The 21,533-nt window shown below is 46.4% G+C and carries 19 protein-coding genes, 3 tRNA genes and 1 riboswitch; of the genes, 3 read left to right on the top strand and 19 right to left on the bottom strand.

The annotated features are described in order from the left end of the window. The first annotated feature begins 19 nt into the window (after positions 1–19). A complete protein-coding gene (tnpC, locus tag BQ5453_RS10290; protein ID WP_071123149.1) occupies positions 20–1,594 on the top strand; it encodes an IS66 family transposase in 1,575 nt (524 codons plus the stop codon). Here the strand turns inward: tnpC and BQ5453_RS10295 are convergent. From BQ5453_RS10295 to BQ5453_RS10355, 13 genes are all read right to left on the bottom strand, one after another. Continuing rightward, entirely contained in the window at positions 1,585–4,083 is a 2,499-nt protein-coding gene (locus BQ5453_RS10295; protein WP_074027665.1) for a GumC family protein, read from the bottom strand. The genes tnpC and BQ5453_RS10295 overlap by 10 nt on opposite strands. A 250-nt stretch (positions 4,084–4,333) precedes the next feature. Further along, a complete protein-coding gene (locus BQ5453_RS10300; RefSeq protein ID WP_071123151.1) occupies positions 4,334–5,146 on the bottom strand; it encodes a TrmH family RNA methyltransferase in 813 nt (270 codons plus the stop codon). A gap of 74 nt (positions 5,147–5,220) precedes the next feature. Next, positions 5,221–5,293: transfer RNA gene (locus BQ5453_RS10305), tRNA-Lys, on the bottom strand. A gap of 20 nt (positions 5,294–5,313) precedes the next feature. Next, positions 5,314–5,386: transfer RNA gene (locus tag BQ5453_RS10310), tRNA-Lys, on the bottom strand. Between the two features lie 45 nt (positions 5,387–5,431). Beyond that, positions 5,432–5,504, bottom strand: a tRNA-Lys gene (locus BQ5453_RS10315). 683 nt (positions 5,505–6,187) lie between these two features. Then, on the bottom strand, positions 6,188–7,117 hold the full coding sequence (locus tag BQ5453_RS10320; RefSeq protein WP_083361211.1) for an N-acetylmuramoyl-L-alanine amidase-like domain-containing protein: 930 nt from the start codon (positions 7,115–7,117) through the stop codon (positions 6,188–6,190). 108 nt (positions 7,118–7,225) lie between these two features. Next, entirely contained in the window at positions 7,226–9,280 is a 2,055-nt protein-coding gene (htpG, locus tag BQ5453_RS10325) for a molecular chaperone HtpG (RefSeq protein ID WP_071123623.1), read from the bottom strand. 141 nt (positions 9,281–9,421) lie between these two features. Further along, the gene (locus tag BQ5453_RS10330; protein WP_071123152.1) at positions 9,422–9,664 is read right to left on the bottom strand and encodes a hypothetical protein; all 243 of its coding nucleotides are present in this window, start codon (positions 9,662–9,664) and stop codon (positions 9,422–9,424) included. A gap of 9 nt (positions 9,665–9,673) precedes the next feature. Then, positions 9,674–12,187: a helix-turn-helix domain-containing protein gene (locus BQ5453_RS10335; protein ID WP_071123153.1), complete on the bottom strand. Its 2,514-nt coding sequence runs from the start codon at positions 12,185–12,187 to the stop codon at positions 9,674–9,676. 18 nt (positions 12,188–12,205) lie between these two features. Further along, a complete protein-coding gene (locus BQ5453_RS10340; protein WP_143033376.1) occupies positions 12,206–12,607 on the bottom strand; it encodes a hypothetical protein in 402 nt (133 codons plus the stop codon). 76 nt (positions 12,608–12,683) lie between these two features. Continuing rightward, positions 12,684–13,031: a hypothetical protein gene (locus BQ5453_RS10345; RefSeq protein ID WP_071123155.1), complete on the bottom strand. Its 348-nt coding sequence runs from the start codon at positions 13,029–13,031 to the stop codon at positions 12,684–12,686. Between the two features lie 71 nt (positions 13,032–13,102). Next, positions 13,103–13,639, bottom strand: a complete 537-nt coding sequence (locus BQ5453_RS10350; RefSeq protein ID WP_071123156.1) for an RNA polymerase sigma factor — start codon at positions 13,637–13,639, stop codon at positions 13,103–13,105. 19 nt (positions 13,640–13,658) lie between these two features. Further along, positions 13,659–14,006: a T9SS type A sorting domain-containing protein gene (locus BQ5453_RS10355; protein ID WP_083361212.1), complete on the bottom strand. Its 348-nt coding sequence runs from the start codon at positions 14,004–14,006 to the stop codon at positions 13,659–13,661. Between the two features lie 163 nt (positions 14,007–14,169). Further along, positions 14,170–14,269: riboswitch (TPP riboswitch) on the top strand. 15 nt (positions 14,270–14,284) lie between these two features. On the opposite strand from BQ5453_RS10355, the gene BQ5453_RS10360 reads away from it, so the two are divergent. After that, positions 14,285–14,905 (top strand): thiamine phosphate synthase, encoded by a 621-nt coding sequence (locus tag BQ5453_RS10360; RefSeq protein WP_022101087.1) that lies wholly within the window; start codon positions 14,285–14,287, stop codon positions 14,903–14,905. Between the two features lie 106 nt (positions 14,906–15,011). Beyond that, positions 15,012–16,706 (top strand): phosphomethylpyrimidine synthase ThiC, encoded by a 1,695-nt coding sequence (gene thiC, locus BQ5453_RS10365; RefSeq protein ID WP_071123158.1) that lies wholly within the window; start codon positions 15,012–15,014, stop codon positions 16,704–16,706. Positions 16,707–16,859: 153 nt separating this feature from the next. On the opposite strand, the gene BQ5453_RS10370 is transcribed toward thiC, so the two are convergent. From BQ5453_RS10370 to BQ5453_RS10390, 6 genes are all read right to left on the bottom strand, one after another. Next, on the bottom strand, positions 16,860–17,591 hold the full coding sequence (locus tag BQ5453_RS10370; protein WP_071123159.1) for an acid phosphatase: 732 nt from the start codon (positions 17,589–17,591) through the stop codon (positions 16,860–16,862). A 250-nt stretch (positions 17,592–17,841) separates the two neighbouring features. Then, positions 17,842–18,000: a DUF4295 domain-containing protein gene (locus BQ5453_RS13830; RefSeq protein WP_021908561.1), complete on the bottom strand. Its 159-nt coding sequence runs from the start codon at positions 17,998–18,000 to the stop codon at positions 17,842–17,844. A 13-nt stretch (positions 18,001–18,013) separates the two neighbouring features. Further along, on the bottom strand, positions 18,014–18,205 hold the full coding sequence (rpmG, locus tag BQ5453_RS10375; protein WP_022101084.1) for a 50S ribosomal protein L33: 192 nt from the start codon (positions 18,203–18,205) through the stop codon (positions 18,014–18,016). A gap of 14 nt (positions 18,206–18,219) precedes the next feature. Further along, a complete protein-coding gene (gene rpmB, locus BQ5453_RS10380) occupies positions 18,220–18,480 on the bottom strand; it encodes a 50S ribosomal protein L28 (RefSeq protein ID WP_022101083.1) in 261 nt (86 codons plus the stop codon). 332 nt (positions 18,481–18,812) lie between these two features. After that, positions 18,813–19,511 (bottom strand): hypothetical protein, encoded by a 699-nt coding sequence (locus tag BQ5453_RS10385; RefSeq protein WP_143033377.1) that lies wholly within the window; start codon positions 19,509–19,511, stop codon positions 18,813–18,815. Positions 19,512–20,938: 1,427 nt separating this feature from the next. Continuing rightward, the gene (locus tag BQ5453_RS10390) at positions 20,939–21,460 is read right to left on the bottom strand and encodes a CinA family protein (RefSeq protein WP_022102237.1); all 522 of its coding nucleotides are present in this window, start codon (positions 21,458–21,460) and stop codon (positions 20,939–20,941) included. Positions 21,461–21,533 lie beyond the last annotated feature (73 nt).

Consider the following 21,533-nt stretch of genomic DNA (forward strand, 5'->3'; position numbering starts at 1 on the left):
ATAAATGAGAGCGCCAAATATGAATACGATACAGGAATACATAGAATTACTTGCAGTTCGCAACGAACAGATTCGCGAGCTGCAAGAACGTATTTCTGGATTGGAAAACGAATTGAGCAAGCGGGAAATAGAACTTTCCAACTTGAAACGTCTGCATTTTGGGCAAAGCTCAGAAAAGATGAAAAAGCCCGAATCGTTGGAACCAATGCCGTTGTTCCCCGAATACGACGAGGCCACTGTCGAGGCCATAGACAATACATTGCCTCCAATAGCTCCTTCGGAAATCGTCGACGCGATAGAGGAAGAAACCAAGCAGCGCAAGGCAAAGAAAAAAACTGAGCAAAAGTCAAAGCAACAACGCGAACGCAGGACACTCAGACTTCCGGACAACCTGGAAAGAGAAGTTGTCACCTTATATCCTGACGGCTATGATTCAGAAGAAATGAAAATCATAGGCAAGGACAGCACCATCACCCTGGAAAGACGCACGCAAGAATACTACCTAAAAGAGGTTGTACGAGTAATCTGCATCAATAAATCTGAAAAAGGCAGTACTCGTCCACGAGTGATGCAACACCCTTTATTGCCGCGGATTTCAGAACACGGCTATTTGGGCGACAGCATGATCGTCAACATTCTTGTAGATAAATTCTGCCATCATTTACCCGAATACCGTCAAGCTAAAATCTTCCGTGAACATGGGCTGGACATACCAACCAGTACAATAAACAGGGCGGTCCATCAAGCTATAGACAAGCTCTACCCCATTTATTATGCCCAAATGAAAGCGGTGCTGCGTTCTCCCTATGTACATATGGACGAAACAGTTGTAAGCGTAAACGACCGCAAGGACAAAACCCGTAAGGCGTATCTATGGGATATGGTAGACGGCAGTCCGCAAAACAAAGGACTATTCTTCTATTACCGAGAAGGTTCACGTTCGCAACAAGTGATGCAACTTATGTTGGACGGGTATAAAGGCGCAGTACAAACAGACGGATACAAATCCTATGAAGCACTAGAGCAGACACGGTGGATAACACTTCTGCACTGCATGGCTCATGCACGCCGCAAGTTTGAAAACATAAAGGGTCAGTATCCTCAAGACATACAGGTCGTACTTAAATACTTCGCCCTCCTCTACCAAATCGAAGCCAATCTCAAAGAACGCCACGCATCTTTGGAAGAAATACAAAAAGAGCGAGAAGAAAAGTCTGTCCCCATCTTAAATAAAATAGAACAATGGCTGAAGCAAAAAAGCCTTGTAACAACTCCCAAAAGTTCTCTTGGCGAGGCAATCAGCTATACCCTTAAGCGTTGGGACAAACTATGTGCTTACGTCACCAATGGCATGTATAACATAGACAATAATCCTGTTGAGCGTAGCATACGTCCCATTGCCCTTGGGCGTAAGAACTGGCTGTTTATAAAGAATGATGAAAGTGGTGAAGACTTAGCTGTAATATCAACACTTATCCAAACCTGTGAACTCTTGGGAATAAATCCAAAGGATTGGTTATCCAAGACGTTTTCCAAAATCGCCGGGCAAAATAATTACGATCCAGAAACATTGCTACCTTATCATTACGTATAAAACAAATAAGCCAAAGTCAATCTATCAGGACTTTGGCTTATTTGTTTTATACAATACGGCCTGCATGGGATGCTTACGAAATAGCTGGAATACCCATGGCTGTTGTAGCCATAGCTATAGCCGTATCTAAAGTTGCCGTAGCGGCTGCTTACGTATTTGGTGCCGTTAAGCACAAGTGCCATATTCTTGAATACCCCCTTTTGGTAGAGTTCTTCAATGTCTTTCAAACTACGTCTGTCCATGAGACCAACGCGTATGACAAACAGGTTGGCATCAGCGTAGTCCTTGATAATACTTGTGTCTGTCACTATGTCAATAGGTGGACAGTCAAGTATGATGTAATCGTACTCATTGCGCAGCTTGTCGAGCATATCGTTCATCTTAGGGCTCAAAAGCAATTCTGCGGGGTTGGGCGGCAGTACGCCAACGGGTAGTATGTCGAAATTGAAACCTTTAGGATTGTGTTGTATAAGTTTAGCCACGTCATCTTCAATTCCGCAAAGATATGCAGACAATCCCTGTGCTTGTGTTTCGCCAAATGTGCTGAGTGAGGCATGACGCATGTCAAAGTCTATAGCCAATACCCGACAGTCTTTAAGAGCTAAAGCCTCGCTCAAGTTGGCAGATATAAAGCTTTTGCCAGCTCCGATGTTGAAACTTGTAACCAGAATAATCTTTTTGTCTGCGCCAAAAGGTTTGATGAAATAGTCCAGTTTGGTGCGCAGCACCCTGAAAGACTCGTTAATTAAGTCGCGGCAATCCTTCTTGACATACACCTGTCGTTTGGCGTTATCTTTGTGACTCTTCCATAGTTTTTTACCACCGCTTAAAAAATGTGGAATTTCGCCAATCAATGGAATGCTCAATTTTTCAAGATCACTGCGTCCGCGCACCGTGTGGTTGAGCGTCTGCATCAGGAACATGATGCCGGCTGGCACACATACACCGATGGCTAATGCAATGAGCAACACTATGTTTTTACGTGGCGAAGTAGGATACTTACTTCCTATAGGTGGCTGAATGATGCGTGTGTTCCATGCCGTGTAAGTCTTCGACAGTTCGTTCTCCTCACGTTTTTGCAGCAAATAAATGTAGAGTGCTTCCTTAACCTTTTGTTGGCGTCCCACAGAGAGCAACTGCTTTACCTGTTGCGGAGCAGCAGCCAATTTCTCATTAGTCAGCGCTTCAGTGTTTTGCCAACTGTTCACTTGCGATTGCAGTTGCACAATAAGGTTGTCAAGTGAGCGCACGATAGTTTGTCGCTGTTGGGCCAAGTCGTTGTTGAACTTTTGAACGAGGGGCGAGTTCTCGCTGCTGTTAACAAGCACATCGTTGCGCGAACTGACAGTTTTGTTGTAGTTGTCAATCATCGTTTCAATGCCAGTACTGCCAATGCCTGTGTTAGTGGGCAAGTATTGGTTGTGCTTGCTGTGGTCGTTAAGATATTCGCGTATGTAACGTGCCACCCCCAGTTGGTTGTTCAGTTGCAGAATTTGGTCGTTGTTTTTAGAATTCTGTGCCATATACATATTTGATGCTGCGTCAATGTCTGGCATCTTGTTCTGGCTCTTGTAGTCAGAAATCTTTTGGTCAACATCGCCCAATTCTTTAGACAACGTGTTCAAGCGGTTGGTGATGAACTCAAAAGTGCTTTCGGCCACTCTGTTACGGTCCTTCAGCCATTGTTCGTTATACACGTCAATGAGTTTACACAATATGTCCTCGGCCCGTTGTTTGTCCTCATCAGTGATGCTGATGTCAACAATAGTCGACTCCTTATCGGTCAAGCTCACGTTCAACCTGCTGTTGTACATATTGCCAACAACTTCAAGTGGAATTTTGTTTACGGTGATATCGTCGCTAAAGAAATGCTTGTGCCAGTACTGCGTGGGCTGTATCACCACAACGCCTACAGGTGTGCGGGCAAACGTTCCCATTTTTATGGTCACACGTTTGTCAATTTTACCCCCCCCATTTTCAAAGTCCCAAAGTTCGGCAGTCTGGTTGGCGTGCAGGCGCATTTTGAAGGAGAGCATATCGTCGTCATTAGCTTGCGGCAGCAACAATTTGATAGGTGATTCCTCATATAAAGGCACATCGTGCAGTCCTTGTTCCACCTTCATTTGTACATCAAGATGCAGGCGCTTAGCCACTTCCTGCATCACGACAGGTGCGCCAATGGTGTACATTTCGTTTTTGATGTTGGTGTTTGTACCCAACATGCCGCTAAGGTTTTGAAAGTCTTGTGACAAGGAGGCTACCCCTGAGCCTGAAGGCTTACCATCTTCGTTCTTAATGAGAATAGACGTGCTGCGTGTGTAAGTAGGTGTAGTCCGCAGCATGCAAAAAACAGCAATGCACAATGTGATGGCTACGGAAATAGCAATCCAATACCAATTCTGCAATAATTGTAGGGCAAAATCTAATAGGTTGAATTCATTAACTTCTTGATCGTTATCTCGTGCATCACGTAAATCCTCTGTATTCATGTCTAATATAAGTAGTAACGGTGGTTAGACTATTAAATAAATGTTTGTAGCGCGGTGGCGCCGTTTATCTTATGCAAAGATAGTGCAAGGTGAGTGCAGAACGTCAAGCTTGCTTGAACGTTATGCCGAACCGCAGCCTTATCTTATGCAAAGGTAAATATTTATTTGAAAATACAAAGTTTACATGTACGAGTTTGTTTACAGGTTCTACATAAATTGTAGAAAGTGTTGTTAAATGATCATTTGTGCTTCAGTGCGTTCTTTTGCACAACTGCCAAAAGGCAACAGCCGATGCGGCGGCCACATTTAGTGAGTCCACACCATGTGCCATGGGTATGCGTACGGTGTAGTCAGCCTCCTCAATAGTGTGTTTGGGTAGTCCGTCGCCTTCGGTGCCCATAATGATGGCAAGTTTTTCCTCATTAGCCAAGGCTGGGTCGTCAAGCGAAACCGATTTGTCGGTGAGTGCCATGGCCACGGTCTTAAATCCTAACGATTTGAGTCCGCTTATATCTTCCTCGTCAATCCAGGTCCAGGGAACGAGAAAGATTGATCCCATCGACACGCGCACAGCTCGGCGATTGAGTGGGTCGCAAGAGTTGCGTGTTAAAATGACGGCCTCGATGCCTAATGCTGCTGCAGAACGGAAAATGGCACCAATGTTGGTAGTGTCCACCACGCCGTCAATGACCACTATGCGTTGAGCGCCCTCCAGTGTTGCAGCGAGTGTGGGTGGCGCAGGCCGTTTCATGGCACAGAGCACGCCGCGCGTGAGTTTGTAACCTGTGAGTGAGGCAAGCACATCGCGGCTACCGGTGTAGATGGGTATGTCGTTGCCGAGTTGACTTACGATGTCGGCGGCGTCACCATTGATGTGCTTGCTTTCGGTAAGCAGAGCCACAGGCTCGTAACCTGCCTGCATGGCAACCTTTATCACCTTTGGGCTTTCAACAATGAAGATGCCTTTTTCAGGTTCGAGTTTGTTGCGTAGTTGAGCTTCGGTAAGCGTGCTGAATATTTCAACCCCGGGGTGGTCAATGCTGTCGATGTGTATGATGTTCATGTTAGAAATGCTGTTTTTTAGTTCAAGTATACATACAAAAAAAGACTGAAGTTTGTCAACCTCAGTCTCTTTTGTACACTCTCAGGGGTTCGAACCCTGGACCCACTGATTAAGAGTCAGTTGCTCTACCAACTGAGCTAAGAGTGCAAAATAATTTGCTTGATAAGTACACTCTCAGGGGTTCGAACCCTGGACCCACTGATTAAGAGTCAGTTGCTCTACCAACTGAGCTAAGAGTGCATTTTGCAAAAACCGGAAATGATTGGCGTATGAAAAAATCCTTTGTACACTCTCAGGGGTTCGAACCCTGGACCCACTGATTAAGAGTCAGTTGCTCTACCAACTGAGCTAAGAGTGCAAGTCTCATTTCCGTTTTGCGAGTGCAAAGGTACGGCTTTCTGGTATAACGACCAAATTTTTCAAGTGTTTTTTTTGCTCGTTAGCCATTTCGGACGCGAATGAATGGTGTGCAGGCATTAGAGTGTTGTGTAGAATAAATGACATTTTTGCGTATGTTCCCTCCATAGTTGTTTATGTAAAAAGTGTCTGCACTCTGCACTAATCGTATTAAATTTTCTGATAATCATGGTTTTACGGCGTGTAGATAAAGTCAAAATCCGTCTACACTGCTATCTACACTTGTCTGCACTAAAGGCTTGCTTGCATTTTCACATCTTTGTTTGCCTAAGGCTGCAAAATTGTTTGTACGGAACGGAAAATAAATATAGGGAGGGCGAAAAAACTGTAACTCCGACAGAATTATCGCTCTCCCTATACAGGATTATCTTGTTGTCATGACACATTTTGATGAGTGCAGGTGCCCACATATTGGCATGTGCCCACGGCGTGATTGTGCCGGTGCAGACAAGTGCAAGCAAGTGCAGACACGTGCAGAGAGGAGTGTAGACGGATTTTGACTTTGTCTACACGCTGTAATGGTCTGAATATCAGTGTTTTAAGTGTGATTAGTGTAGAGTGCAGACAAAATGCCAAATAAAAAATGATGGGGATTCTGCTTGGCACTGACTACACTTGTCATGTTTATTTCAGCCTTAGCAGTCTGATTCCGATTGATGATGGGTGCTCTTTGAGATATTGGTAGAGCGTTTTGGGTTCCTCAACAACTTTGTGATGAATAGATGAAGCATTGAGCAGGTGAAGGTGGTTGTCCTTTCCCCATACTGCAAATCCGAGATGCGAGTAGTCTATACCATCTTTGCGTGTCACAATGGCCACAATGTCACCATTGTGTATGCTCGATAGTTCCTTGGGGGTGAGCCGGGTTTTGTTTGCTGGCAAGAAAAATCCGTCGGGGCCGTTGTATTGTTGTTCGAGTTGCTTGATGCTGTCCACCCATTCGGGGTGAGCTTTCAAAAACTTGTATTTGTTGGGGTGGGCAGACATATAGTGATTTTGCACATTGATGGGGGCGGTAAAGTGCACGGCATCTTTAACGTGCTCTATCAGTCCCTTGTCAATGTTGTCGTGCATCCACCATGTAAAATAGTGCAGACGCGACAGGTAACCGTTCATCTCGCCATGCCAGTAGCGCAGAGTTTCCAGATTTTTGCAATATGCCTCGAATGTACTTTCGCCCTGGCGTTTTGTCATGGTTAAGGCCAGTGTTGTCTCTACCAGTGTGGTGCAATCAAGTTGTTTGAGATTTATGATGAGCTGTTCTGGGTCCTTTTTTTCCAACGTAGAGGCCACGTATGGCACGCCCTTAAATTTGCGTGCATAAAATAGCACATCGTCATGCCCCGGTTGCAGTTTGAGTAATTCTACCACTTTGGCAGAGTCGGCAGCAGTGTAAACGCAGTGTTTGAGAATGGTGTCGTTTGTGGTGTTGGCAGCGACGTTGCTCAGTGTGGCGTCTGGCGTGTCCTGTCGTTCGTTGCTCTTGTTGGCCGTGGTGGATTGGCATGACAGGGCAAATAATGAAAGTAGAATGGTAGAAATAAATAGTTTCATACGTAATGCAAAAAGAGCCTATGAATGTTGGTGCGTCATGATGATTGTGTAATTTGTTTCATGTTGCACATAACACTCATAAGCTCTTGGCTTAGTAGTTTGTATAATCTATTTGATTAAATCGACAGAGCGGTTGATGAACTTGCTCAAGGCTTCGCCTTTCAGAAGGCCGTTTTGAAGGAGAGCCAGGTCGATGAGCTGTGCTACGACGGGATTGCTCTTGCCATATTCGGCCCAAACGCCTTTGCGTGCATTCTCTTGAGCCTCAATGTCGTCGTTGCACTTTTTCATAGTCTCTTTATCGTCGTCGGTCAGTTCTTCGGGCTTCTTGTCCTTTTGATCTTGTTCGATGGCGGTGTGACGTGCCTTGAGTGTGTTGAGCTCGTTCTCAATGGGCAGCAGTTTGTCGGCCAAGGCAGACTTCATGTCGGAGAGCACCTCTTTAACAAGTCGGTGGTCGGAATTGAGCACCAAATTGTACATGTCAGGCATTTCGCCGTAGAACGACATGCCCTGCTGATAGCGGCTGGCGTCCTTCATGCGTCGCATATACTCGCTTTGCGTGATAACAACCGGTGTGGCTTGCTCGCCCATGGCAGCAGTTTCGACATGGAACTGTGTCTTGTCCATTGTGGGCAGTTCTGATGTGAACACACCGGTGAGTGAGGCTGCTTCGTCGGCAGGAAGTTCATCCTTGGTTTCGTTGTCCTTTTGGATTATGCGGTCAATGACATCGCCATCTACGCGGCTGAAACGACTCTTTTCAAACTTCTGCTCCAGCATGCTCACCATGGCAGTGTCGAGTTGACCGTCGAGCAAGAGTACATTGTATCCCTTCGACTTGGCAGTTTCGATGTAGCTGTACTGCTCGTCTTTGTTGGTGGCGTAGAGGTATATAAGGTTGCCTTCCTTGTCGGTTTGTGCGTCCTTGATAAGGTCGCGGTATTCGTCGTATGTGAAGTATTTGCCGTCAACGTCTTTGAACAAAGCAAAGGTCTTGGCCTTGTCGTAGAAATCGTTTTCAGACAGCATGCCGTAGTGTATGAACAACTTCAGGTCGTCCCACTTCTGTTCAAAGTCTTTGCGGTCGGCTTTGAATATAGACTGCAGTCTGTCGCTGACTTTTTTGGTAATGTATGAAGATATTTTCTTTACATTAGAGTCGCTTTGCAGGTAGCTGCGGCTAACGTTCAGCGGAATGTCGGGCGAGTCGATCACACCATGCAACAATGTGAGGAAGTCTGGCACAATGTTTTCAACCTGGTCGGTTACAAACACTTGGTTGCAGTACAACTGAATTTTGTTGCGATGAATGTCGAGGTTGCTCTTGATGCGTGGGAAGTAGAGTACACCGGTCAGGTTGAAGGGGTAGTCTACATTAAGGTGTATCCAGAAGAGGGGGTCGTCAGACATGGGGTAAAGTTCGCGGTAGAACTTCTTGTAGTCTTCGTCCTTGAGTGTCGATGGTGTTTTAGTCCACAGAGGTGTGGTATCGTTTACGATATTGTCTTTTTCGGTGTCAACTTGCTTGCCGTCTTTCCATTCTGTCTTTTTGCCGAAAGCAATAGGTATGGGTAAGAAACGGCAGTACTTGGTGAGCAATTCTTGAATTTTGTTCTTTTCCAAGAATTCTACGCAGTCATCTGAAATGTGCAATACAATGTCTGTACCACGGTCGGCCTTTTCGCAGTCGTCTATTTCAAAGGCGGGTGAACCGTCGCAGGTCCATTTCACACCTTTGGCGTCATCTCTGTAGCTGCGTGTGATGATGTCAACACGGTCAGCCACCATGAATGATGAGTAAAAGCCCAAGCCAAAATGTCCGATGATGGCAGACGCATCGTCTTTGTATTTTTCAAGGAAGTCGTTAGCTCCCGAGAAGGCTATTTGGTTGATGTATTTGTCAATTTCCTCGGCGGTCATGCCAATACCACGATCGCTGATGGTAAGTGTTTTAGCCTCTTTGTCAACGGCTACATGTACTGTGAGGTCGCCCAGCTCGCCTTTGAAGTCGCCCTTCATGGCCAAAGTTTTGAGCTTTTGTGTAGCGTCAACTGCGTTGCTTACTATTTCGCGAAGAAAAATCTCGTGATCGCTGTAGAGGAATTTCTTGATAACAGGGAATATGTTCTCTGTGGTTATACCGATATTACCTTTTTGCATTGTATTTTGTTGGTTTAATATGTTTGCTTGTTTTGCATACAAATAATGTGCCAATGTGTAGATATTTGACATTAAAAAGCCCACAACCGGACTATAAAGGCGATTGTGGGTTAGAAAAGTCATGTATTTTTGTGCAAAATGTCAGCGCATGCTGCACCCGCCTCGGGTGGGGCGGTCCATTGTAGAATTGGCTTTGATTTCTCCTGCATGTCTTTCGCTGAATTCGAGGTTGATTTCTGCCAACTCCTTCAATCCGAAGATGTAGTCGTCGTACATGTCGTCCATGTCAATGCCTTCGCAGTCGGCACCGCCAAAGTTCAGCGCGTTTTTTACGATTTCAATGCGCTCCTCAGTTGTTGTATCTTTTATCAGTAAACTCTTCATGTCAAAGTGTTAGTTATAATCTTTAATGTATCCCAGTTTGAGCATAGACAGTTTGATGTCGTTAAAGCTGATGTCGTCGCCCATGCTATTGCGTATGTCGGTCAGACGCTGCTCTTTGGAGTAGGGGTGGGTGGCAAAGTAGGCTTTGGTACGCTCAAAGTTGGCGGGCGACACCAAGTCGTCAAATTTAACCTCGCCGGAACTGATGTATCGTGCAAGGTGTGATATGATGGTGCTCAGTGCCAGCTCGCGCTCATCGGCAATAGCTTGAGGCTTTTTGCCTTCGAGGTACAGGCGCAAGGTCTTTTCGTAGGTCTTTTCTTTGGGTTCCTTGGGCGCCTCGGGCTGCTGTTCAGCTGGCTGTTGCAAAACACTGTCGGGCATGGCTGGCTTAAGATTGTGCTCTTGTGCATAGGCTTTAATGAGCTCCAATAATTCTGCGCCATATTTTTCCATGCTCTTGTTGCCAAAGTGGGGCATTCTGATCAGATACTTCGTTTCGGTGGGCACGTAATTGGCCATGGCAATCAGCGCTTTGGTGTTAAGCACCATGTAGGCCGGTACGCCATCGGCAGTGGCACGTTGGGCACGCCATGCTTTGAGCCGGTAGTACAGGTCACCGTTTTTGATCTCAGTCGGTATACTCTCCTTGTCTGTGCTCTTGGTTGTGCCGTTTTTCTGGGTTGGACTGCTCTTCGTGTTGCTGCTTTCTTCGATCTGCAACAATATCTTGGCACGATTTTGCAGATAACTGCTTGTTGTAAATCCTTCGTCGGCAGCAATCTCAAGGAGCTTGATGTGCAGGCGCACTTGCAGCAACAGGTCGGATCGTGTTGTTGTAAGGCGTTTCTTGGTTGCCGCATTGTCAATGTCGATTTGCGTGTTTTCTATCAATTCGCGCACATCGTACAATTTGTCGGCAAAGTATTCTGCGCCTTTTCTGATGCGCACTTGTAGCGCCTCGTTTTCAACATCGCCATTTAAGTTATGCAGCATTTGTGTGTATTGTTGGTGAAATGTGCCTGACACGTTCATTACTTGCATGTCGAAGATGCGCAGCATATCTTCATACACCCTTGTGGTGCTTGCGTATGTTGATGACAAAAACTCTTGGAATATGCGTGTCATGCTTGCCAGTCCGATGCGCTCCTTTTCAAAATTGAATAGCTCGGCCACCAAGTGCAGACTGTAGTTGTGACGCATCAGTGTCAGTTTGTCATTGTCTACACGGCGCTTTGTCATTTCGTTGTTGTATGCGTCAATGTGCTTGTCGGCAATAATGGCCGATTGGCTGATGCGCGATGTCAGCACAATGCCTTCGAGTGTGCGGCAGCGGCTAAGGGCTACGTAAGTTTGGCCGTGTGCAAAGGCACTCGAGGCGTCAATCATCACATGGTTGAAGGTAAGCCCCTGGCTCTTGTGAATGGTGATGGCCCATGCCAATTTTACGGGGTATTGTTCAAAAGTGCCGTCTACTTTCTCTTTTATTTCCTTAGTCTTTTCGTCAAGGACGTAGCGTGTGTTTTCCCAAACGTCTTTGTGTACCTCGATAAGTTGTTCGGGGTCGGATTTGGGACTTACTGTAAAACCGTCGTTGCTTATTTTGACAACCTCGCCGATCATGCCATTAAAGTAGCGCTTGTCTGTGTCATTCTTTACAAACATTACTTGTGCACCGCATTTGAGGGTCAAATTCAGGTCGGTGGGGTAGGCGTATTCAGGAAAATTGCCTTTAATGGTGGCATCGTATGTGTAGGGCTGTGCATCAAGCATCTCCATTTCATGAGAGTTGATGTTGTGTGCCTGGTAGTTGTGGGTGACTAATTGAATATAGCCGTCTTCATTTTCGGGACGAAATCCTGGGATATACCGACTGTTTAATTTGTCAAGCACTTGCTGGCTGACATTGCCAATGCGTATGTGGTTGAGCAATGACAAAAATTCAGGGTCGCTTTGGCGGTAAACCGTTTCAAGCTCGACGGTAGCGTAATTGGTCTTTTGCAAGGCCAGGCTGCTGAAAAAGTAAGGCGTGGCGTAGAACTGTTTGAGCATATCCCACTCCTCGTCCTTTACGACCGGTGCCAATTGTTGCAAATCGCCAATAAGCAGCAGTTGCACTCCGCCAAACGGAAGGCTGCTGTGGCGGTAGCGTTTCAGTGTGTCGTCTACGGCATCGAGCAGGTCGGCGCGCACCATGCTTATTTCGTCAATAACGAGTAAGTCGAGGGTACGCAACAGTTTTATTTTTTGCTTGTTCATGCCGTATGTGCGCTGTTTTTCTGTATAGGTGGCGCCAGGCACAAAGGGGGCAAATGATAATTGAAAAAATGAGTGTATGGTTGTTCCGCCAGCGTTAATGGCCGCAATGCCGGTTGGGGCAAGTACCACCATACGCTTGGGCGACTCAGAACGAAGCCGACGCAGGAAAGTTGTCTTTCCTGTGCCGGCTTTACCTGTAAGGAACAAACTGGTGTCTGTCGTTTCTATAATCTTTCGAGCTAACTCGATTTGCGGGTTCTCCATTGACAATGTGTCTGTTTGTTATTTTGTCATTTTCTTAAAAGCCTTGCGTCCGAACGCTCTCTCGGCACTGATGGCCTTCACAAGTTTGCATGCACCGACTATTTTGCGCAGGCGTGTGCAGTATTGCTGCTCTATGCGCAACGATTTCTTTTGCAGTTCGGCCACCTCTGCCAACACACGTTGACAGTCATATTCGTTCATATTATGCTCTGCCGCGTGACGTAGTGCACGTCCCTTTTGATGCTCAAGGTTGCGCTGCTTTTCCCTCATTTCGAAGAATAGGGGGAAGAAAGTCCGGGCCTCGGCAGGTGTAAATCCAGCCGCTTTGGTGATGTGTTCGGTAAGGTCGCGTCGGAATTGCTCAGGGTTGAATTTTCTTGGCGGCCGGTTGTTTGGTGCATCAGGAGGCTGTGGTTGCATTGTTTGGCATGAAGCGGCGTGTGCTTCAGGCGTGTTTAATGTCAAGCAGCACAAGGTGGCAAGCAAACAAAGTATTTTAGTAATCATAGTCGTAGGCTTCAATATTATTGGCATTTGCCATCATCAAATAGTCATAGGCCGCATCGGCATGCGAATCGCTGTTGCTGGACTGTGCTGAAATATGTGTATCCACATCAGACATTTGGCTCTGTTGTATTTGCGAGAACAGTACAAGCAGCGCTGCCACGCAAGCAGCGCCAAGCCATGGTATCCAGCGCACAATGAACATGTTGTGCGCCTTTTGCACACATTGTGCCGATGCTGCGATGCGCTGCATCATCAACTCCGGAAAACTTGCCAAATAGTTTTCGGGTACGACAAATGGATTGTGCTTTTTTGAAATATTTGTATCGAATGTGCTCATTGCGTTACAGTTATTTGGTCATATCACGATAATATGTCTTTATCTCTATGACACATAAAACGCATAAAAGTTTAATCGTGTGCGTTAAAATACTCCTCAATTTTCTTCACTGCCAAATGATACGATGCTTTGAGCGCTCCCACGCTGGTTTCAAGCATAGTGCTCATATCCTCGTATTTCATTTCGTCGAAGTATTTAAGGTTAAACACAATGCGTTGTTTTTCAGGCAGGGTAGCTATAGCTTGTTGCAGCATCAATTCAGTTTCGTCGCCATCAAAATAAGGGTCACTTTCAAGCGACCGCATGTTGGCATCGTCCTCAGTGTCCAAACTGTCTGTAGTATGTTGCCTTTGCAGGAGAGACAAAGCCTCGTTCATGGCGATGCGGTATAGCCATGTGGATATTTGGCAGTCACCCCTAAAGGAGTCCAATGCCTGCCACGCTTTCATATAGGTGTTTTGCAACACGTCGTCGGCATCATCATGGTATTGTACAATACGTCGGATTTGCGTGTACAATTTTGGAGTCGTGTCACGCACCATGGCCGCAAAGGCCTGAGTCCGTGTGTCGGGGTTGCGCAGGGTGTCAATGCTATATGCCACTATCATGTTGCAGCGCCATGCCGTTTTAGCCCGCTACGCTGATGCGTCGCGTGGTTTTGTTGATGTTGAGTAAGTATACACCCTTTCCCAGCGAGAAACGTACCGTTTTGTCGTTGCTGTCAATGTGCGCTACATATTTCAGTTTTCCCACAATGTCGTACACCTTCAGGGTGGCTCCTTGACAGTTGACAGCGTGCACTTGAATGCTGGTGCCGCTTACCGAAACGTCCACATGGTTCGCTTCGTCGTTAATACCTTGCATCTCGGTTGATTCAGCAAGTGGCGCCGAAGGGTCGACGGGCGATGCCATGGCCGCAGCCGGGGCTGAGAATACAAGTAAACTTATGATAGTAAGTAGTATATGTTGTTTCATATGTTGTTGAAATTATGATGGCGTGGCAGTATCAATTTGCAAGATTACACTTTACGCCTAATATAAATATGCTTACAAAAGTATGACTTATCCTCCAATGGTGCAAATTATTAGTGGCTTTTTTTGTCGCCCTTGTTTTTATTCGTACTTTTGTGCGCAATTCAAAAGAGCTAAGGGGTGTACGCCTATTTGGGCGTGCTGAGATTATACCCTCGGAACCTGCACCAGGTCATGCTGGCGAAGGAAAAGCTCATAAAATAATCGTATATTATATTTATATGGTTCCAGTACAATTTATTACCCACACCACAGCCACCATAGGCTATGAAGACTCAGCTATGTTGGCTCTGCGGGGTGGTTGCAAATGGATTCAGCTGCGCATGAAAAATGCGTCGGACGATGAGGTTGAGCCCATTGCAGTGCGTTTGCTCGAGCAGTGTCGCAAAAATCAAGCCACATTCATATTGGACGACAGAGTGGAACTCTGTAAAAAGATAAAGGCTGATGGTGTGCATCTGGGCAAACATGATATGCCCGTTGATGAGGCGCGCGAGGTGTTGGGACACGATTTCATTATTGGGGGCACTGCCAACACCATAGACGATATCAGGCAACTCAAACGCCTTAGTGCTGATTATGTTGGTTGCGGCCCGTTCAGATTTACGACGACTAAAGAGAAATTGTCACCGGTGATAGGTCTGGAAGGTTACAAACAAATTATGCAGCAGGTTGAGCACGAAGCATTGCGCATACCAATATGTGCCATAGGCGGAATTGAACTCGATGATGTGATGCCTATTCTCGAAACGGGGGTACATGGCATAGCTGTGAGTGGTGCCATACTGCGTGCTGACGACCCTGTGCAAATGATGCAGAGTTTTTTGAACGCTGACAAATAAATAGGTGTTCAAAATACTCTTTATCTGGAACGTGCTTTCAAAGTGAAAATGACACCTGCTGATTGTATAAAATAATTTTGAACACCTACTAAATAAATAGTTCGATATGAAAATACATTATCCTAATAGCAAGAAAATATATTTGCATGGCGAACGTTACCCCGAACTGCGGGTGGCTATGCGTCAGGTGGAATTGACTCCAACCGTTACTAAAGATGCTGAGGGTAAAAAGCATTACAAAGAGAATGCACCTGTGATGGTATACGACACCAGCGGTCCGTATTCCGACCCTGATTATACTCCCAACTTAAAAGAAGGGCTTCCGCGTTTGCGTGAAGAGTGGATATTGAAGCGTGGCGGTGTAGAACGATTGAGCGAATTTTCATCGTCTTACTGTCGTGAACGTTTGGCAGATAAATCGCTTGATGTTTTGCGCTTTAACCACCATCACCTGCCGTTGCGTGCTTTGCCCGGCCAACCTGTCACACAAATGGCTTTGGCCAAACAGGGCGTTGTAACGCCTGAGATGGAATACGTGGCCATACGCGAAAACATGAATTGTAAAGAACTTGGCATTGAAACCCACATTACGCCAGAGTTCGTGCGCGATGAGGTGGCTGCTGGTCGTGCCGTCATTCCCGCCAACATCAATCACCCCGAGGCTGAACCAATGATTATTGGTCGCAACTTCTTGGTAAAGATCAATACCAACCTTGGCAACTCTGCCACTACCTCATCGATAGACGAAGAGGTGGAAAAGGCTATTTGGAGTTGCAAATGGGGAGGCGATACTATTATGGATCTTTCAACTGGTGCCAATATTCACGAAACCCGTGAGTGGATAGTGCGTAACAGCCCCGTGCCCGTAGGCACAGTGCCTATGTATCAGGCTATGGAGAAGGTGCATGGCAAGGCCAAGGATTTGACTTGGGAGCTCTATCGTGACACACTCATCGAACAGTGTGAGCAGGGCGTGGACTATTTCACCATTCACTGTGGTATACGTCGCAAAAACATTCACCTCTCTCAGGGGCGCATGACAGGCATGGTGAGCCGTGGCGGCAGCATTATTTCAGAATGGTGCTTGCAAAATGACAAGGAAAGTTTCTTGTATGAACACTTTGATGACATTTGCGATATTTGTGCGCAGTACGATGTAGCCATATCTCTTGGCGATGGCTTGCGTCCGGGCTCAATTTACGATGCCAACGACCGCGCGCAATTTGCCGAACTCGACACCATGGGCGAACTGGTTACACGTGCTTGGGCTAAGGGCGTGCAGGCCTTTATTGAGGGGCCGGGTCATGTGCCAATGCATAAAATTCCTGAGAACATGCAGCGCCAGATTGAAAAGTGTCATAATGCACCTTTCTATACGCTTGGCCCGCTTGTAACGGACATTGCGCCAGGGTACGACCATATTACATCAGCCATTGGCGCATCAATAATAGGTGCACTTGGCACTGCGATGCTTTGCTATGTTACCCCCAAGGAACATTTGGCTTTGCCCAACCGCGACGATGTACGCACGGGCGTGGTGACATACAAGATAGCTGCGCATGCGGCCGACCTGGCAAAGGGGCATCCTGGTGCACAGGTACGCGACAATGCGTTGTCAAAAGCGCGCTACGAATTCCGATGGAAGGACCAGTTCAACTTGAGTCTTGACCCAGATTTGGCTACAAAGTATTACAAAGACGCACATTTCGAAAACGGAGAGTTCTGCACCATGTGCGGTCCAAACTTCTGTGCCATGCGCATTTCGCATCGTTTGGGCGAATGTGACGATGAACAGAAATGATGAGGTGCAGGTGATGTGCGTGCATGGTTGTTGCACGCAATGCAACATGGCCTGTTGATATAGAAAAGACGTGGCCCCAAGGCAGATTTCTATTTCTGGAATCTTGCTTTGAGGCCACGCCCTTTTTGCATCAGTAGGCGTATTGCAGTCTGTTTACTTCACCTTGCCGGCTTTCTTCAACTTTGCAAATTCTTTTTTGGCTTTGGCTAATTGTGTGCAAAAGCCTTCGTCTGCATGCAGGCGTGCCACGAGTCCGCTGGCCACCACTCGGCCTGCATCAACATCGCTTTGATAGTGAACACCGCAAATAACACGACTTTGGCCAAACTCAAATCCACGTTTCAGTATCTCGTTTTGGCGGTCAATGTTAATTTCGGCAAGCACCAAGGCTGTAGCCCAACCAATGGCGGTATGGCCTGATGGGTAAGAGCCATTTGTGGCGAGCCACTTTTCAGCACCGGGGGTTAGTGATTGTTCGCCAAATAACATGAATGGGCGCATGCGCATATAGTAGTTCTTTGCGCTTCGTGTAGACAAATCGCCTGCGTCCTCCTGCATACGGCTTATGAGTGTATATATTTCGGGCGTTTCTTCTTTAGATATTTTGATTCCGAAAGCATCAGAAAAGGCGTTTGACAATCCGACACCGCCCAAATTGGCGTCTTCGGCAGCCTGTTTGCCGCGTGGAGTGATACGTTGCATCTTTCCCCACTTGTATTGCGCTTCGTCGTAATTGAACTGTGCACTACCGGGTTGGGGTGGGGGTGGAAGCAGCTCAAGGCTATTGGCCACTTGGTCTGGTTTCAGGAAAGTGTTTTGCGCTTGGCAGAAAGTAGACATTGCAAGCATCGCGCATGAGGCAATGAATAGGACTCTTTTTCTCATAGAAATGTGCTTTTGTAGTTGGGCAGATATTCAAAACAATGACGTGCAAGTTGTAATGATGCCATCATGGTTATGAGCATCTGCTGATATATTGTTCTTTTGCAAAGTTACACTATGTTTTGTAAAGAGAAAAGCGCGTGGCCAACAAAAAAGGCCGCATACCTATTAGAGGTACGCAGCCTTGTGTATGATTTACGATAGCCTTTGTGTAGGCATCGCAAGAATCAATTAATTATTGCCGAACTTCAGATTAGTTCTTGAAGAAGTCCTTAACAGCTTCGTTAGGAACCATCTGTTCGTCAAAGATATAAGCACCAGTCTTGGGGCTCTTTACCATCTTGATTACCTTGGTGTAAGAGCGTCCATCGGTCTTACCTTCTTGAAGTGTAGCGACTGTTTTCTTTGCCATGGTTTACTGTGGTTTATTTGATTTCTTTGTGGATGGTCATTCTGCGAAGAATGGGGTTATACTTCTTCAACTCCAAACGTTCGGGAGTGTTTTTGCGGTTCTTCGTTGTGATGTAACGTGATGTTCCAGGAAGGCCGCTTTCTTTCATTTCAGTGCATTCGAGGATAACCTGAACGCGGTTGCCTTTAGCTTTCTTTCCAGCCATTTTATTCTACAATTTTAGCCGATTACTTTAATATTTTTCCAATCGCAATATCCCTTGGCTACGGCGCTGTTGAGAGCGGCGTCCAAGCCGACCTTGTTGATGAGGCGCAGACCAGCAGCGCTGATGCGGAGTGTGATCCAGCAGTCCTGTTCAACGTAGTAGAACTTCTTAGTGAACAAGTTTACATCAAACGAGCGCTTTGTGCGACGCTTCGAGTGAGAAACGTTGTTGCCAATCATGGCTTTCTTTCCTGTAATTTGACAAATCTTAGACATTGCTTTCGCTTTGTTTCTTTGTTGTTTGATTAGAAGTGTAGCGGTTTTCGGTATTTATTCTCCTATGACTGGGTTTCAGAATTTTGTTGTTGCGTAATCTTGGGGTGGTTTTTCTTACATTGACCAGTCAACGGACATACTATCCGCTTACGGGGTGCAAAGGTAGTAACTTTTTATTTAATGACAAAGCAAACGACTTATTTTTCAGTCATTTTGTGCCTAAGACAGACTTTGAATCGAATAAAAAGTCAATAACCATTGCCTTCATCTTTGTAGTTGAGACAAGTCCTGCCTTTTGGTCATCGTCAAGATTACGAAACTTTACATTAGAGCTAATGGCAAACGTTCTTGTTATCTCGATAGGGGCATAACAGAAACAAGGTGGAATAGGTCGCTGCGGTTGGAGACGTTTTTATCACAGCCGCAATGGCATTGCCACAGGTGCTTGCACCGCCCGCTGTAGCTTGCACCCAACCGGCCACCATGCAGCGCAGCCAGCGCCCAAACACCATGCGCCACAGCGCATCGGTGCTCACCCGTTCGGCCAGTGGACCCACGCGGTCGGTGCCGTCCCACTGAGGCAGGGCCTGCAAATAAGCGCTGAAGGGGTGATACCGCGGCATGTAGGCCGACTCCACAATGCGGTCCACATCATTGTTCCACACCATGCAGCCCCGTTTGTGCAAGTCAATCACCATCGTGTTGCGCACCAGTTTGCTCACGGGCACAAACCCTTTGTCCGCCTGGTCGCGCCGTTGTGCTTCGGGTGTGCGGTCAAGCACATTATAGCGAATGTCGTACAGTTCGTCCATAAGACTGATGGCTTGTTCGGTCAGACCGCAGTTCGTGGTGCTGCCAGTTGTTTGCGGTGCGCAGTCAGTGTCGTTGCGCATGCGTTTTTTCCGCTGGGGTGTTACAGTGTTTTTACTTTGTGGTTCCAGGCTATGCGCGATAACATCTATCAGTTTGTCCACGCCACGTTTCACAATGGCATCAGCATAGCGCAGCATTCTGTTAAGCATTCGTTTCATGGTAGTCAATACAATTTGGTTTGATATAAAAGTAAAGTGCTGCAAAGGTAACACTAAGGCATTGCACCCAACAAAAAAAGTGTACAATTTGTACACAAATATTTGCCCCATCGCCGTCATCCCTCATGTAAAAGAGAGTGCGTGCTTTTACTGCCATCTTACACTTTTTGTACGTAACAAGTTGATATACAGACGTTTCAAGAGTGTAAGATGATTCCAAAGTATCTTACACACCCTTGCACACATCTTACACACCTTACCCCGCAGCCTCGCAGTCAACATGGACGTATGCAGTAGATAATACGGCACAAGGACGCAGAAAAATCAGTCGGAGCAACAGACTTTTCTGCTCCCCTATGCCGTGATACTGTTCTCCCGTGCTTGTGCCGTGTGGCAGCATATGGGTTGTGTAGGTTGTGTGTAGGTGGAATTTGTAGTATCTTACACTGAGTAAAGTGTTGACAATCAATGAGTTGTAACGTATTAGTGTAAGATGTAAGATACTCGGTATGTAAGTTGTTGTAGTATGGTAAAAGTCACAAATGCAACATTTCCTGACTTCGTCAATGCGTCACCCAAATCGATTATAGCGGGCTGACAAGGTAGAATATGTCTTATTCTACATTGGGAGCAACGAGCCTTGTCCTTTGCTTTAAGGGCTGTTCGCCCTTGTGCCGCTTACCGCGGGAGACATAAGAACATAAGCTACATAAGTAACATAAGGCTGACGCCGTGTTTTTTTACATAAGTTGAGGCTGGGCTTTCCGCCCAGCCTGTAAGATACATAAGGGCTGACGCCTGATAAAGAGAACGCTTTAATTGTGTTCCATTATGTTATCACGACAAACTACATTAGAGCCAATGACACGGCGCCAGCCTTATGTCTCTTACAAGCAGGGCGGGCAGCCCTGCCTCAGCTTATGTAAAAAACCACGGCGTCAGCCTTATGTTACTTATGTAGCTTATGTACTTATGTCTTCGCGGTAAGCGGTACAAGGGCGAACAGCCCTTAAAAGAGCAAAACAAGGTCCGCTTCTTTGCTTGCGTCACCCTACGTCACCCAATTTAATTACGTAACTCGTTGATTTTCAATACGCACTATATAATGGCGCAAAAAAGTGATGAAGTCAGGAGTCACAAATGCAACTTTTTTTGTCTTGATTCTTTTAGTGTAAACAAGCGAACGGACGCAAGCGACAAACGCTATCACTAAGCGTTAGCTCTAAGCGCTATCACCAAACGCTAGCTCTAAGCGCTAGCTCTAATGGGGGCGACTTTTGTGCAAGTTATGCCCTTGTTATAGCCAAACAGAGCAGAAAGTTTGCAGTGCGCCTCTATTTTGTTGGGGCGCAAGTCTGTAAACTTTCTGCTCTGATGTGACAATGTATGATATAGAGTGTGAACGTCGTTCCCTTTACGACAGTTCTTTACTCGGCAGCATCTTCGGGTTTTTCCTCGCCCTTGATATAGTCGAGCAACATGTGCATGGCTGCGTTTGTGGCCGAGGCCAAGTTCTTGTCGCGGCCGTTGTCTTCTTCAATCATGCGCGTTTCAATGTGGTCGGCATTGCCAACTGCAATCCAAATTGTGCCAACAATGACGCCAGCTTTGCCGCCATCGGGGCCGCCAGGACCTGCATAGCCGCTAATGGCTACGGCATAGTCAGTGTTAAACAACTTGTTGGCGCCGATGACCATTTGGCGTACAACCTCCTCGCATACGGGAGTTTGCTCTTCAATCACTTTGGCGTCAACGCCCAGAATGTTCTCTTTTACTTCGTCAGCATAGCATACCAAGCCACCTTTGTAGTAGTTTGAACTGCCCGGCACTGCTGTAATAACGCTGGCAATGCGGCCGGCGGTGCAGCTTTCGGCTGTGGCAAGAGTCTTGCACTCACGCCACATAATTTCGTTGATTTCCTTGCTTACAAGTTTGAGGTCTAAATCCATTGTATGTCTTTTTAGCGGGTGGCCGTTTTGTTGTGTGTTGAGCCACCTCTAAGTTGTAATTTCGTATGATATG

It is taken from the genome of Prevotellamassilia timonensis (assembly GCF_900106785.1).
In the GTDB taxonomy this organism is placed as follows: Bacteria; Bacteroidota; Bacteroidia; order Bacteroidales; family Bacteroidaceae; genus Alloprevotella; species Alloprevotella timonensis.